The organism is Actibacterium sp. D185-2, assembly GCF_054954595.1.
The window spans coordinates 95,546-108,790 of record NZ_JBPWNX010000010.1; the positions used below are offsets into that span (position 1 = coordinate 95,546).

At 63.7% G+C, this 13,245-nt stretch carries 17 protein-coding genes and 3 pseudogenes; 12 read left to right on the plus strand and 8 right to left on the minus strand.

The window, feature by feature from the left end; genetic code table 11:
* Window positions 1-52 precede the first annotated feature (52 nt).
* Entirely contained in the window at window positions 53-844 is a 792-nt protein-coding gene (gene trpA / locus ACSR1C_RS15125) for a tryptophan synthase subunit alpha (protein WP_460260215.1), read from the minus strand.
* Window positions 845-965: 121 nt separating this feature from the next.
* Here trpA and ychF point away from each other — a divergent pair, with 121 nt between their 5' ends.
* Window positions 966-2,063: a redox-regulated ATPase YchF gene (ychF, locus tag ACSR1C_RS15130; protein WP_460260216.1), complete on the plus strand. Its 1,098-nt coding sequence runs from the start codon at window positions 966-968 to the stop codon at window positions 2,061-2,063.
* 94 nt (window positions 2,064-2,157) lie between these two features.
* Here the strand turns inward: ychF and ACSR1C_RS15135 are convergent, their stop codons facing one another.
* The 4 genes and pseudogenes from ACSR1C_RS15135 to ACSR1C_RS15150 form a co-directional block, all read right to left on the minus strand.
* The gene (locus tag ACSR1C_RS15135; protein WP_460260217.1) at window positions 2,158-3,093 is read right to left on the minus strand and encodes an ABC transporter permease; all 936 of its coding nucleotides are present in this window, start codon (window positions 3,091-3,093) and stop codon (window positions 2,158-2,160) included.
* 190 nt (window positions 3,094-3,283) lie between these two features.
* Window positions 3,284-3,550, minus strand: a complete 267-nt coding sequence (locus ACSR1C_RS15140) for a hypothetical protein (protein WP_460260218.1) — start codon at window positions 3,548-3,550, stop codon at window positions 3,284-3,286.
* Entirely contained in the window at window positions 3,551-4,645 is a 1,095-nt protein-coding gene (locus tag ACSR1C_RS15145) for an ABC transporter permease (protein ID WP_460260233.1), read from the minus strand.
* Between the two features lie 6 nt (window positions 4,646-4,651).
* Window positions 4,652-4,879: pseudogene (locus tag ACSR1C_RS15150) on the minus strand (acyl-CoA transferase); the annotation flags it as partial.
* Window positions 4,880-5,038: 159 nt separating this feature from the next.
* On the opposite strand from ACSR1C_RS15150, the gene ACSR1C_RS15155 reads away from it, so the two are divergent.
* The 9 genes from ACSR1C_RS15155 (at window position 5,039) to ACSR1C_RS15195 (ending at window position 10,323) form a co-directional block, all read left to right on the plus strand.
* Complete coding sequence (locus ACSR1C_RS15155) at window positions 5,039-5,926, plus strand: LysR family transcriptional regulator (protein WP_460260219.1); 888 nt, start codon at window positions 5,039-5,041, stop codon at window positions 5,924-5,926.
* Between the two features lie 107 nt (window positions 5,927-6,033).
* Window positions 6,034-6,657: an NAD(P)H:quinone oxidoreductase gene (gene wrbA / locus ACSR1C_RS15160; protein ID WP_460260220.1), complete on the plus strand. Its 624-nt coding sequence runs from the start codon at window positions 6,034-6,036 to the stop codon at window positions 6,655-6,657.
* The gene (locus ACSR1C_RS15165) at window positions 6,657-7,295 is read left to right on the plus strand and encodes a DsbA family oxidoreductase (RefSeq protein WP_460260221.1); all 639 of its coding nucleotides are present in this window, start codon (window positions 6,657-6,659) and stop codon (window positions 7,293-7,295) included. The genes wrbA and ACSR1C_RS15165 overlap by 1 nt, the downstream gene beginning before the upstream one ends.
* Window positions 7,296-7,306: 11 nt before the next feature.
* A complete protein-coding gene (locus tag ACSR1C_RS15170; protein ID WP_460260222.1) occupies window positions 7,307-7,456 on the plus strand; it encodes a hypothetical protein in 150 nt (49 codons plus the stop codon).
* A 22-nt stretch (window positions 7,457-7,478) separates the two neighbouring features.
* Window positions 7,479-7,976: an AAA family ATPase gene (locus tag ACSR1C_RS15175; RefSeq protein ID WP_460260223.1), complete on the plus strand. Its 498-nt coding sequence runs from the start codon at window positions 7,479-7,481 to the stop codon at window positions 7,974-7,976.
* Window positions 7,977-8,050: 74 nt separating this feature from the next.
* A complete protein-coding gene (locus ACSR1C_RS15180) occupies window positions 8,051-8,950 on the plus strand; it encodes an EamA family transporter (RefSeq protein ID WP_460260224.1) in 900 nt (299 codons plus the stop codon).
* A 26-nt stretch (window positions 8,951-8,976) separates the two neighbouring features.
* The gene (locus ACSR1C_RS15185; RefSeq protein WP_460260225.1) at window positions 8,977-9,654 is read left to right on the plus strand and encodes a DUF4386 domain-containing protein; all 678 of its coding nucleotides are present in this window, start codon (window positions 8,977-8,979) and stop codon (window positions 9,652-9,654) included.
* A gap of 94 nt (window positions 9,655-9,748) precedes the next feature.
* Window positions 9,749-9,943, plus strand: a complete 195-nt coding sequence (locus ACSR1C_RS15190) for a hypothetical protein (RefSeq protein WP_460260226.1) — start codon at window positions 9,749-9,751, stop codon at window positions 9,941-9,943.
* A complete protein-coding gene (locus ACSR1C_RS15195) occupies window positions 9,940-10,323 on the plus strand; it encodes a hypothetical protein (protein ID WP_460260227.1) in 384 nt (127 codons plus the stop codon). The genes ACSR1C_RS15190 and ACSR1C_RS15195 overlap by 4 nt, the downstream gene beginning before the upstream one ends.
* A 3-nt stretch (window positions 10,324-10,326) precedes the next feature.
* Here the strand turns inward: ACSR1C_RS15195 and ACSR1C_RS15200 are convergent, their stop codons facing one another.
* Window positions 10,327-11,163, minus strand: coding sequence for a protein NO VEIN domain-containing protein (locus tag ACSR1C_RS15200; protein ID WP_460260228.1), 837 nt, complete (start codon window positions 11,161-11,163; stop codon window positions 10,327-10,329).
* A 149-nt stretch (window positions 11,164-11,312) separates the two neighbouring features.
* On the opposite strand from ACSR1C_RS15200, the pseudogene ACSR1C_RS15205 reads away from it, so the two are divergent.
* Window positions 11,313-11,447 (plus strand): annotated as a pseudogene (locus ACSR1C_RS15205) (DUF6441 family protein); the annotation flags it as partial.
* 13 nt (window positions 11,448-11,460) lie between these two features.
* Here ACSR1C_RS15205 and ACSR1C_RS15210 read toward each other — a convergent pair.
* Window positions 11,461-11,766 carry a hypothetical protein gene (locus ACSR1C_RS15210; RefSeq protein WP_460260229.1) on the minus strand — a complete coding sequence of 102 codons (306 nt, stop codon included), beginning with the start codon at window positions 11,764-11,766 and terminating at the stop codon, window positions 11,461-11,463.
* A gap of 1 nt (window position 11,767) precedes the next feature.
* Window positions 11,768-12,826 (minus strand): RNase A-like domain-containing protein, encoded by a 1,059-nt coding sequence (locus ACSR1C_RS15215; protein ID WP_460260230.1) that lies wholly within the window; start codon window positions 12,824-12,826, stop codon window positions 11,768-11,770.
* A gap of 118 nt (window positions 12,827-12,944) precedes the next feature.
* Between ACSR1C_RS15215 and ACSR1C_RS15220 the strand changes: the two are divergent.
* Window positions 12,945-13,124: pseudogene (locus ACSR1C_RS15220) on the plus strand (acyl-CoA transferase); the annotation flags it as partial.
* Window positions 13,125-13,245 lie beyond the last annotated feature (121 nt).

The following is a 13,245-nucleotide window of genomic DNA, read 5'->3' on the forward strand; positions in this document are numbered from 1 at the left end:
TTTTGTTCCGGTTCAAGGGGCACGGTGGCCCCTTGCCCGTTTCTGCCGGTGCTCAGGCCCGGTGCGCGCCGTCGGCCAGCCCCTTCACATAGGCCAGAATCTCGGCCACCGGGCGTGCCTCTTCGACCAGTTTGACGATGGCCGAACCGACCACCGCACCATCGGCGATCGAGGCGATGCTTTCGGCGGTCTCGGGCGTCTTGATGCCGAAGCCCACGATCACCGGCAGATCGGTCTGCGACTTGATCCGGGCAACCTCGGGGGCGACGTCGGCGGCCTGGGGGACGGCGGTGCCGGTGATCCCGGTGATCGAGACGTAATAGACAAAGCCGCTGGTATTCTGCAGCACCTTGGGCAGACGCTTGTCATCGGTGGTGGGCGTGGCCAGGCGGATGAAATTCATCCCCGCCGCATTGGCCGGGATGCACAGCTCGACATCCTCTTCGGGGGGCAGATCGACCACGATCAGCCCGTCGATCCCGGCCGCCTTGGCGTCTTCCAGAAATTTCGCCACGCCACGATTATAGATCGGGTTGTAATAGCCCATCATCACGATCGGCGTCTCGTCGTCGGTCTTGCGGAACTCGCGCGCCATCGCCAGCGTCTTTTCCAGTGTCTGACCGCCGGCCAGCGCGCGCTGGCCGGCCAACTGGATCGTCGGGCCGTCGGCCATCGGATCGGTAAAGGGCATCCCCATCTCGATCACGTCCACCCCGGCGCCCGGCAGGCCCTTGATGATTTCAAGCGAAGTCTCGTAATCCGGGTCGCCCGCCATCACATAGGCGACGAACGCCTTCTTCCCTTCGGCCTTCAGGGCGGCGAATTTGCGGTCGATGCGGGTCATGAGCGTCCTCTCTGTGCAACACAGGCGGTTTGCGGCATCGGGGGCGGAAAATCAATGCCCCGCTTGACCTCGGGGCCCGCGCGCCCCTACATGCGCGCGATCATACGCCAAGGAGAGGGCCATGGGCTTCAAGACCGGGATCGTGGGATTGCCCAATGTGGGCAAGTCGACGCTGTTCAACGCGCTGACGCGGACCGCTGCCGCGCAGGCCGCCAATTTCCCGTTTTGCACCATCGAGCCTAATGTGGGCGAGGTGGCCGTGCCGGACGCGAGGCTGGACAAGCTGGCCAAGATTGCCGGTTCAAAACAGATCATCCCGACGCGGATGACCTTCGTCGATATCGCCGGGCTGGTCAAAGGTGCCAGCAAGGGCGAAGGGCTGGGCAACCAGTTTCTGGCCAATATCCGCGAATGCGACGCCATCGCCCATGTGCTGCGCTGTTTCGAAGACGGCGACGTGACCCATGTCGAAGGTCGGGTCGATCCGGTCGAGGACGCCCAGACCATCGAGACCGAACTGATGCTGGCCGATATGGAGTCGATCGAAAAGCGGCTTCAGGGCCTCGTGCGCAAGGTGCGCGGCGGTGACAAGGACGCAGCACAGCAGGAGCGCCTGTTGAAGGCCGCGCTGGCCGTGCTGGAAGACGGCAAGCCCGCCCGCACCGTCGACGTGGCCGAAGATGACCGCAAGGCCTGGGACATGCTGCAACTGCTGACCACCAAGCCGATCCTGTATGTCTGCAACGTGGCCGAGGACGAGGCCGCCACCGGCAACGTCCATTCCGCGGCCGTGGCCGCGATGGCCGCCGAACAGGGCGCCGCCTGCGTGGTGATTTCCGCCCGGATCGAGGAAGAGATCAGCCAGCTCGACCCCGAAGAGGCCGAGGTGTTTCTGGAAGAGCTGGGCCTGAGCGAGGCCGGGCTGGACCGGCTGATCCGCGCCGGACACGAATTGCTGGAGCTGCAGACCTATTTCACCGTCGGCCCGAAAGAGGCCCGCGCCTGGACCATCCCCAAGGGCACCCATGCGCCGCAGGCCGCCGGCGTCATCCACGGGGATTTCGAGCGCGGTTTCATCCGGGCCGAAACCATCGCCTATGACGATTTCATCACCCATGGCGGCGAACAGGGCGCCAAGGACGCAGGCAAGATGCGGGCCGAGGGCAAGGGCTATGTCGTCAAGGACGGCGACGTGCTGCACTTCCTGTTCAACACCTGACCGAAAGCGGACGTCCGACGGGCACGAAAAGGCCTGAAAACCCCTGCATCGAAGGGGGCAGGTCAGAACATGTCCACTTGACCTTCTTTCCCTGCTATTTCGACACCGATGTCGACCGCCGGAACATCACCAGGCTCGACGCAAAGAACACCGAGCCCAGCCCCAGCATGGTCAGGAACTCGGGCCAGACGATTTGCATGCCTGCTCCGCGAAAGACAACCGCCTGAGCAAAGGCCATATAGTGCCGGGACGGCAGAAGCCATGTCAGCGGCTGGATGATTTCGGGCTGGCTCTCGATCGGGCTCATGCCGCCGGACAGCATCATCATCGGCATGATGGTCATCATCATTAGTAGCGCGAACTGCGCCATGGTCTGCGCGATGATCCCCAGAAAAAACCCGATGGCAGCCGCCGCAGCCAGATAGATTGTGGTGCCCAGCAACAAAAGTCCGACGGACCCCGTGATCGGTATGTCCAGGGCCCCCTGAACCACAAACACCAGTGAAAAGGCGAATGCGACCAGGATCACCAGACAGTTGGCCAGCGCCTTGGCAACAATGATCTGCAAAGAAGTCAGCGGCATCACCAGCAGATGCTCGATCGTGCCATGTTCGCGCTCGCGCAAGAGCGCGGCACCCGTCAGAATGATCGTCAGCATCGAAAGCTGATTGAGAATGCCGTTGATCGCCTGAAACCAGCTTTGGGTGCCGCTTGGATTGAAATCGCGCCGTAGCGCCAGCGTTACCGGGCTTGCAGCGGCGGGATCCGAACGCTGGGCGAAGCGATTGACCTCTGTCAGCACGATATTGCTGATGTAGCCGGCGCTCAGCCCTGCCTGGTTGACGGCGGTCGCATCCACATTGAGCTGCAGGCTGGGCTGGCGCCGGTTCCGGACGTCGGTTTCGAAATCAGGGGGGACAACCACGACGAACATATAGCGATCCTCGTCCATCGCATCGTCCATCTCCGAGGCGGGCAGCAATTCGGGCGTTTTGAAATAGGGGGGTAAAGCGCGTTGCGCATGGAACACGACAGTGCCGAGTTATCCTCATCCACAAAGGCGATCAAGGCGTTGTTGACGGTCTCGCTGGTGCCGACGGCCTGCGTGTAGATAGAGAAGGTGAAGGAATAGACGATAAAAGCGACCATGATCCAATCGCTGAACGCGCTGCGCAATTCCTTGCCGCAAAGCCAGAAGATATTCGCCAGCATACGCATCATCACTTTTCCTGTTTCTTGAGAAACATCACGGCGAAACCCAGAAAGACCGGGGGGAAGATCGTCGGCATCAGCACGTCGGGTAAAAGGTTGCGCAGCGACAGTCCCTTGGTGATCGCCCCGACACTGAGATGCATGTAATAAGTCGTGGACCACATCGATCCGATAAGGCGGGCACCTTCGCCAAGGGTCGATACGGGCTGACTGATGCCGGAAAACTGCATCGTTGGCAGCATGGACAAAATCGCTGCGGCGAAGACGGCGGCCACCTAGCTTTTCGTCATCGAGGAAATCAAAAGCCCATAGGACGTCGCCGCCACGACATAGAGAAATGCCCCCAAAGTCAGCGCCAGAACACTGCCCTTGAATGGCACCTGAAGGACGACCACCACCAGCAGGGTCGGAATGACATAGTTGGCCATGCCGATGGCGATATAGGGCAACTGCTTACCCACGAGAAATTCGATCCGACTGGCGGGCGTCACGTAGAAATTGGAGATCGTCCCGATCTCTTTTTCACGCGCCACGCTCACGGCCATAAGGATCGCGGGAAACAGCAGCAAAAGCATCGCCGGAACAGATGGACCCATGCTGTAAATGCTTTCGGATGTCGGGTTGTACAGGTTGCGGGTTTTGATCGACGCGGCTGACCCGCCGCCGGCCACTGCGGCAGATCCGCGGGCCAATTCGGTCAGGAACGCGTTGTGACCACCACCGACATAGGCCTCGATTGTTCCGGCCCGCATCGTGTTGGCGCCGTCGATCCAGGCGGATATCTCTGGCTGGCTGCCTTTTGTGACATCCCGCCCAAACCCCGGCGGGATTTCGATCGCCAATGTAATCTCGCCTGCCTTCAGTTGCCAGGCCAGATCCTCCAGGTCTTTGATGTCCGGTTTTTCGATGAAGTAGCGCGAGCCTGAAAAATTACGCAAATAGGCGCGGCTTTCGGAGGTCTGATCCAGATCCAGCGCGGCAAAGGACAGATCGGTCACGTCCTGTGTGATGCCGAAGGCCATGATCAGCAGCAACAACATGCTGCCGACAAAGGCAAAGGTCAGCCACACCGGGTCGCGCAGCACGCTCATGCTTTCGCTATAGCTATAGGCCAGCAGTCGGGTCGGGCTGAACCGTGGGGCACGCTTGGCGGGGGGCTGTGCCGCGGCGCCTTCGCGGCTGGCGGTTTGCGTTCCAAGTGTGCCTGTAACAGGTGGCGCGCCTTCCTCGGATATGCCGACGGCATCTTCGATATAGCTAATGAACGCCTCTTCCAGATCCGCCGCGCCCTTGGTGTCGATAAGATGCTGCGGCGTGTCATAGACAAGCACCTTACCCGCGTGCATCAGCGATATGCGGTCACAGCGCATAGCCTCGGCGCCTTGCACGACCGCCTCAATCTCGGCCCGGTGCTGGTAGTGGTAGCGTAGCGGCGACAGGGTCACTTCCGGCTCCCCCGACTCGCCGTCGCGCATGATCAGCAGGCCTTCCGCCGGCACGCGCTCGGGCAGCACGTCGCCCCGCAGCGCGGTGGCGGGAAGCGCCGAGAGCCGCGTGTGCAGGGCGGCGAGGATGGTTTCGCGGGGGGGGGGTGCATGATCCATTATCGTCAGAGTTCTCTTATCGTCAGAGTTCTCTGCTTGCCTCAGCAAGTGAAGTAGGCTGTCGCCCAAGTCATTCGCAACGATCGTCAATTTGTGCTATTGGCGGCAAGTGGCACTCAGTTTCTGATCGCCGTCCAACCCTTCAGAGTTGAGCCCGAGATGGACAAGCTTTCCGTCATGCAAGCCTTCCGCCGCATCGTCGAACGCGGCAGCTTCGCGCGTGCGGCGGAGGATCTCGGTGTGTCGCCCGCGCTTCTGAGCCGCGAGATCAAGCTGCTCGAGGAAAGCCTCGGGGCCACGCTTCTCACACGCACGACGCGCTCCATGTCGCTGACCGATGCCGGGCAGCTCTACTATGACGAGACGACAGGCATTCTCGACGCGGTGAACCAGGTGGAGGCCCGTATCCGTGACGGGGCCGGTTCGGTGCGTGGTCATCTGAAAGTGAACGCCTCCAGTTCCTTCGGGCAAACGGTCATCGCGCCGCTCCTGCCCGCGTTCCTTGATGCCTATCCGGACCTGCATCTGACGCTGTCCATGGACGATCGCGTCGTGGACATGGTCGAGGGTGGGTTCGACGTCTCGATCCGCATCCGGCCCGCCATGCCGGACTCGGCGCTGGTGGCGCGCAGGATTGGAACGATGCGGCAGCGGATCTTCGCGGCACCCGCCTATCTGGAAAGGGCGGGCGTTCCGGTTGTCCCGCAGGACATCGCCAGGCACCGGGTCATCGGATTCCTGCTCGCGGACCATCTTTCCTCGTGGACCCTGAACGGCCCTTCCGGTTCCACCGTTGTCGACCTTGACCCGCCGGTTCGCGTCGGCAACAGCCTCGTCCTGCGCGATCTCCTGATCGCGGGTCAGGGCATCGGCACCTTGCCGGACTTCGTCTCGAACGAGGCCGAGGCGCGGGGCCTATTGGTCCGAGTCCTGCCAGACTGGGAGCTTCCCGCGCCGGAGATCTTCGCCGTGACGGCCTCGCGGCTGGGGATGGACGCGAAGGTCACGGCCTTCCTTGACCACCTGCGTACCGCGCTGCGGCCCTGACATTCTTCAACCGGCGTAAAGAATGAAGTGACATCCGGCCGGTTATTCCGGCCCGGCCAATCCCCGATCCTCTCAGGCATCAAAACACGAAGCCCCGAGAGGATCCCATGACCCGCGTTCTCGTTCTTTATTATTCCAGCTATGGCCATGTCCGCGCCCTTGCGCAGGCCGAGGCCGAGGGCGCCCGTAGCGTCCCCGGCACCCATGTCGACCTGCGTCGCGTGCCCGAAACCGTCCCCGAGGAGATCCGGCACAAGGCCGGCTTCGTGGCGGATGACACGCCCGTCGCGGCACCGGCCGATCTGGAAGCCTACGACGCCATCATCTTCGGCACGCCGACGCTGTTCGGCATGATGGCCGGGCAGATGAAATCCTTCCTCGATCAGGCCGGTGGCCTCTGGGCGCGGAACGCGCTGGTGGGCAAGGTCGCCGCCGTCTTCGCCTCCACCGGCTCGCAGCATGGCGGGCACGAGGCGACGCTGCTGTCGACCCAGATCCCGCTCCAGCATTTCGGCATGCTGATCGCGGGCATGCCCTACACCTTCGCCGGTCAGACGACGGGCGAAGGCATCGTCGGCGGCGCGCCCTATGGCGCGGGCACCATCGCCGGGGCCGATGGCTCACGCGCGCCCACCGAGACCGACCTCGCCGGCGCGCAGTTTCAGGGCGCATATGTAGCGCGGATCGCCGCGCGGCTGGCCCGCGCCGAGATGGCCGAGGAGGCCGCGTGATGACCTCCCTCACGATCGATTTCTTCCACGATGTCGTCTGCTGTTGGTGCTTCAACATCTCGTCGCGGATGCGGGCGCTTGCCGCCGAGTTCGACCTCGACATCCGACACCGCACCTTCGTCCTGCAGGCCAGCCCAGCCGAGATGGCCGCGCGCTGGGGCACGCCCGAGGACGCCCGCGAGACCATCCTCGGGCACTGGGCCGTCTGCCGCCAGGTCAGCGACCGGCCGGAGCGCGTCGACATCGACGCCATGCGGGCCGCGCCCTTCGACTATCCCCACGGGCTGACCGCCGCGCTGGGATGCAAGGCGGCGGAACGGCTTGGCGGACAGGCCGCCCATTGGGACATGTTCGATCGCCTGCAGCGCGCGCATCTGACGGAGGCGCGGAACATCGCGGATTACGAGGTCGTGCTTCACGCCGCGCGGGAACTGGGCTTCGAAGCTGCAGCCTTCGCCGATGTTCTCGAAGACCCGGAAACCCTTCGTGCCGTCGAGACCGACCGGCAACACGCCCGTGCCCTCCAGGTCCGGTCCATCCCGACCCTCATCGTCCGCGACACCGGTGCCCGGCTCGTCCACGGACCGCGCGAGGATCTGGCCGCGCAACTGCGCGCCGCCCTCCGCCTTGTCGCCTGAAAGGAAATGCCATGACCCTCTCGTTCCTCCGCACTGCAGCCCGGCATCGCCACCGCATCCCGCGCGGCGTTCTGCGCGATCTGCCGCCTCACCTGATGCGCGACATCGGCCTCGATCCCTGGCCGGACCGCCCGCGCTTGCCCTTCCACCCGCTCTGGTAAGCCGAAGCATCCGAGGTCCATCATGCCAGACCATTCGCCAACCCTGCACATGCTGTGCGGAAAGATCGCCACCGGAAAATCCACCCTGGCGGCCAGCCTCGCCAGCGCGCCCGGGACCATCCTGATCGCCGAGGACGACTGGCTGAACGCGCTTTTCGCCGACGAGTTCGTTTCCTTGCCCGACTATGTCCGGTGTTCCTCGAAGCTGCGGCAGATCATGGCGCTCCATGTCGCCGCCGTTCTGAACGCGGGCGTTTCGGTCGTCCTCGATTTTCCGGCAAACACCGTCGCGCAGCGCGGCTGGATGCGCGGCATCCTCGAGACGACGACTGCCGCGCATCAGCTTCACCTGCTGGACGTTCCCGACGAGGTTTGCCTGACAAGGCTGCGCGACCGCAACAGCCAGGGCGACCACCCGTTCGCGGTGACAGAGGCGCAGTTTCATCAGTTTTCCAGTCATTTCGTAGCACCAACACGGGACGAGGGCTTCAACGTCGTCAGGCATGACGACTGCGGCTGACGCGGCCTGACCCGCCAATGCCGGGCCCGCAATGCGCGCCCTCCTTCTCCCATCCTCCCAAAACAGGACACGCCATGTCACGCACCACCGATATCCTTCTCACCGCGCTCGCCCCGGCGGTCTGGGGCAGCACCTACCTCGTCACGACAGAGGCGCTGCCCGCGGGCTATCCGATCACGATGGCGGCGCTGCGCGCCTTGCCGGCCGGGCTGCTGCTGCTCGCCCTCACGCGCTGCCTGCCGCCCCGTGCCTGGCTCGGGCGCGTCTTCCTGCTCGGTAGTTTCAACTTCGCGCTGTTCTGGGCGCTGCTGTTCGTGGCCGCCTACAGGCTTCCCGGCGGAGTGGCGGCCACGCTGGGATCGGTGCAGGCAATGATGGTGATCCTGATGGCGCGTGGCTGGCTTGGCACGCCGATCCGGGCGGGCGCGGTCGCCGCAGCAGTCACGGGCGTTCTGGGCGTGGCCCTGCTGCTGATCGGTCCCGACGCCGCACTGGACCCCGTGGGCATCGCCGCAGGGCTTGGTGGCGCGGCATCCATGGCGGCGGGCACGGTCCTCAGCCGGAAATGGCAGCCGCCGGTGTCGGCCCTCAGCTTCACCGCGTGGCAGCTGACTGCCGGCGGGCTGATCCTGCTGCCGCTGGCTTTGATCATGGAACCCGCGCTGCCGCCCCTGACGGCGACGAACCTCGCCGGGCTGATCTGGCTCGGCCTCATCGGAGCTGCGGCCAGCTATGTGCTCTGGTTCCGGGGTGTCGCCCGCCTCGAACCCGGCGCGGTCTCGATGCTCGGCATGATGAGTCCCATGACGGCCGTGATCCTCGGCTGGGTCGTGCTGGGCCAGTCCCTGTCGCCGCTGCAGGGGCTCGGTGCCGTCATCGTCCTCGGTTCGGTCTGGGCGGGACAGCGGGCGAACCGCCCCTCCGCCGGCACTACCACTCTGCCCACGTTCCCGAGCCCGGCAAGGGCTGCCTGATCGCCATTCTAGAAAGGACTTTCCGAATGACTCCGCTGACCTTGACCCAGGATCTCGCGCGCAAGGCGCGCCTCGCCGGGCTGCTCTACCTCGCCATCATCTTGACCGGTCTCGGCGCCGAGCTTGGCCTGCGGGCGCCGCTGATCGACCTTGCCGATGCCGACGCCACTGCCGCCGCGATCCTCGCGGCCCCCGGCCAGTTCCGCCTGGCCATCGCCGCCGACCTCCTGATGGCGCTCTGCGATGCTGGCCTCGCGATCCTGCTCTACCTGATCTTCAGCACCATGGCGCCGGGCCTCGCGCTGTCGGCGATGGTGTTCCGCCTGATCCAGACGGTGCTGATCGCAGCCAGCCTCTTAGCCTTGCTGACCGCATGGCTGGTGCTGACCCGCACCGACGGCATTGCTGACGCCCCGGCACTCGCGCTGGTGTTCCTCGACCTGCACTCCCACGGCTACGACCTCGGGCTCGTGTTCTTCGGCGTGAACAGCCTGATCATGGGCCTGCTCGTCTGGCGCTCGGGCGGCTTTGCGAAGGCGTTCGGCGCCGGGCTTGCAATCGCCGGGCTGGTCTATCTTATCGGGAGCGGCCTGCGGTTCTTCGCGCCTGACTTCTCTGCGCCATTCGCCCCCGCCTATGTGTTTGTGATTATTGCCGAGACGGCATTCTGTCTGCGGCTGCTTCTGCAGCGTTTTCGGGCCTGACGGTTTCTGGTCAAGTGTAGAGTTCAGATAACCCGCTCCTCCACAGGTCATCGCCCACTTGGCGCGCGAGGGCCACGCCTTCGACGAGGCCGACGTGATCTCCGCGCTGCGGACGTTCGAGGATGTCTGGGGCCAACTGTTCCCTGCGGAGCAGACCCGGATCGTGCAGTTGCTGGTGCGCCGGGTGACCGTGACGTCCGAGGGGCTGGTCATCGATGTCCGGACTGACGGCGTCTCGGGCGTCATGCGCGACATGATGGCGCCACGAAAGAAGGTGGCGGCGGAATGATGAAACCCGACAAGTCCATCCAGATCTTCGTGCCGCTCAAGGTCCGCAAGCAGAACGGGCGGCCGAAGATCATGCCGCCCGCCACCTATCTGCCCAGCGAAGACCGGACGCAGGATCCGCATATCCTGCGCGCCATCGGCCGGGCTTGGGGCTGGCGGCGGCGCATGGAAGCTGGCGAATTCAACACGGTCACCGATCTGGCGAAAGCCGTGGGGCTGGCCGAACGCCATGTCAGCCGACAGCTGCGGCTCGCCTATCTCGCGCCGGGTGTCTTCAAGCGACTGGTCTACAAGCGCGAGGTGCCCGCCGTGACCCTGTTGAAACTGACCGATGTCGCGGCCCTGCCATGGCACGAACAGCCGGAGCGGGTATTCGACTGAACCTCAGTGAAAGCTCGCCTGAAACGTCGTCGCGGTCAGCGAGACATGCGCGTCCAGTGGCGGGTGCAGTTGGAACGCCTTCGGCTCGCGGGAGAAATTCCAGAGCCGGAACAGGTGCCATTCCGACCGGCGCTCCTCGGCCACGGCCAGCTCGTTGCGGGTGATGTGGAACGGGGTGCGCTCCCATCCGTTCGTCGTCTTAACCTCGATCAGCCGGGGTAGCCCGTCCGGGGCGAAACTCGCGATGTCGTAGCCCGCCCCGTCGCCATCCTCCTCCGACACCCAGCGCACCTTGCGCGCCAGATCGTCCCGTCCTGCCGTCCGCAAGGCCGCGCGCTCATGCGCCAGCACGCGCTCTTCTCCCGCGCGGCCAAGGGCGCGGTTGCGCTCGTCCCGGCCCGCCACGTCGAACTTGCGGGCGATGTGCAACATCTGCTCCAGCTCCTGCGGAGGCGGCTGGTTCGACAGGGTCGGCGGTGGCCCGATCCAGATCGGCGTCGCCTCGCGTAGGCCAGAGGGGGGGTGCAGACCCGGCTGGCGCCCGAGCCAGGCGGGGTTCAACGCCAGCCACCGCGCCACGGCATCTACCAAGGTCATCTGGAAGTTGAACGCGGGCTTGTAGCCAGGGATCCAGTCCTCGCCGAGCCCCTTCAGCACCGCGCTGATGTTCTGGTGCTTGAACTCGACGGCCCCCTCGGACCGGTCGTTCAGCAGCGGCAGCAACGCGCGGCGATGCTCGGCCCTGCTGTAGCGGCGCGCGGAGATGTCGTCGGCCAGCATCGCGAAGTAATCCGCGACGATCAGATCGTTCTCCTCATCTGTCCAGGGTCCATTCGACATTGCGCCAGGCTATGGGCGCGAAGTCTGTTTGTCATCAGAGACTTCCGGCAGGGTTTTCGGTGGTGACGCGGATCTCCCGCACTGCCGCGCTGACCTGGTGATCGGCCGCCACGAAGCCGTCCTCCCGACCGTCCTGCGCCTTCGTGTCGGTCACCGCGCCGATCTTCCTGCTGGTGCCACAGGTGAAGCTGCCGAAGCGGCTCGATCTCGACCGCGACGCCGAGCGGGCGCTCGACAGCGTGCCGGGGTTGATCGTTTCAAATTGGGTGGAGGGGAGATTGTGATTTGCCGCCGCGTCTATCTCAAAGAAGACGCCCATGCCTGAAAATCCTCAAATAGCCGCCGAATACCTTCGCCGGAAATGATCCAGTCAGCCTTGGACTCCTTGAACCAAATGGATTCGAGGTCGGCATTTTTGTCGTTGAGCAAGCGCCTGAAATAGGCAGCAAGCTCCTCCACGGCTCGATCTCCAAATCCCTGCCGGAAGTCTTCGTAAAGTCCCCAGCGTGCATTGGGATCTTCCGATGCCCAGCCTGGATAGACAAGGTCCAAATCCTGGTGGAACTGCAGCGTGAAATCGTAGAAGGCTTGAGGAGGTTTCACGTCAGTCGTTCCTTGGATAAGAGGTGATGATTATGAAACCGTTCGGCATGTCGGGTGCGTATTCGATCACCGTGCCGACACCAAACGTTGGCCTAACAATCACCGGTGCGGACGCACTGGGGCCTGTACGATAGGCCTCGATTCCCGTTGCTGACGAGAAGGCGCTAGTGATGAATGCTCGTCTTCTTTGCCCCGTGGCTACTGCGTTCACGATTAGCGCATTCTGCGAAAGATTGGAATTCGTGAGCCTCTGAGCAGCTTGAACAGAGGGAAAAGACCCGTGACGCCTGCGGAATTGGCTTACGAAGAGCCCTGGGGCCTGATCGGTCCTGACGACCCTCAGCAAGAACTCTTCGCTCTTTCCGACGTGGAGGGCAATCGTATGCCCACCTTCGGTTTCGTGCTCCGAGAGATCCTGAAGCGGGTACCCGCCGTCGGTTGGAACGTAGTCGATGAGCGTGACGTTGCTTTCGGGCTCGAAACCGACTGGCTCGGCGTAGCAGCGGCAGTTGTGCGCCTGTCCGGGGTGTCCGCCCTCAGGAGGAGTATCCCATCGGAACACGCGATCATCGTATTCGGCGTGGCTCGCGCGAACCTTGGCATCGTCCTGGGATCGCCAGATGTAACGCTCGATGCCGAGGTCTTGCTGCCGAAGCTCGTTGATCAGCCCCGCAAACGCCCGAAGCAGGCGCTCTTCCATGCCTGTCCTTAACGGAAGAAGGCGCTGCGGGTGGGTCTGATATTCTTCGAAGATGGCCGTCAGACGCGTATCCCACTGGCGCAGAGCCTCTTCCTTCGCGTCGGATACATCTCGCAGGTCGGCTTCCGTCACCCAAGGGACGGTGTCTGGTGGCGTCAGCGCACTCTGCAACATCCGGGTGTTGTCGGCGACGACCTTGTCCAGTTGGTCCGAGAAATTGGCCCGGAGATCGGCATAACCGGGAAATAGCGACTTGATCGAAATGGACGCGCGATAGCTGTACGCCGTCCCTTTGTGCGTAGTCACGACGAACTGACCGCTTCCGCCGTGGCGGAGGAATTCCCGAAGATTGTGCTGCATGGAACCTCCCGACGAACCGCGAGATTCAAGTTACCAGCAATTGGTTAATGAGCATTCACCCGACCGTTCGCTGCTTCCGATGCCGCATTGACCCGGAAAAGCTCCAAGGATAGCCAAAATGCCCACCCCTCGCGAAGCCATCCTCACTGCGCTGCAAGCGCGGCTGTCGGTGCTGCCTGCCACCGCACTGCGCGGCGACGTGCTGCCCGAGCGCGTGCCAAGCGATGGCCTGCTGATCTTGCGCGACGGCGAACCGGGGGAGCCCGAGGTCACGCTGTCGCCCCTGCGCTACCACTACGGTAATCCCCCCATTTTTAACGGGGTTCAGCCGTAGAATTCACGCGGCCATTTTCAGTTTCTGTGCGGGTGTGATGCCGCCGATGCCCATATTCGGGCGGTCGTTATTGTAAGTCCATAGC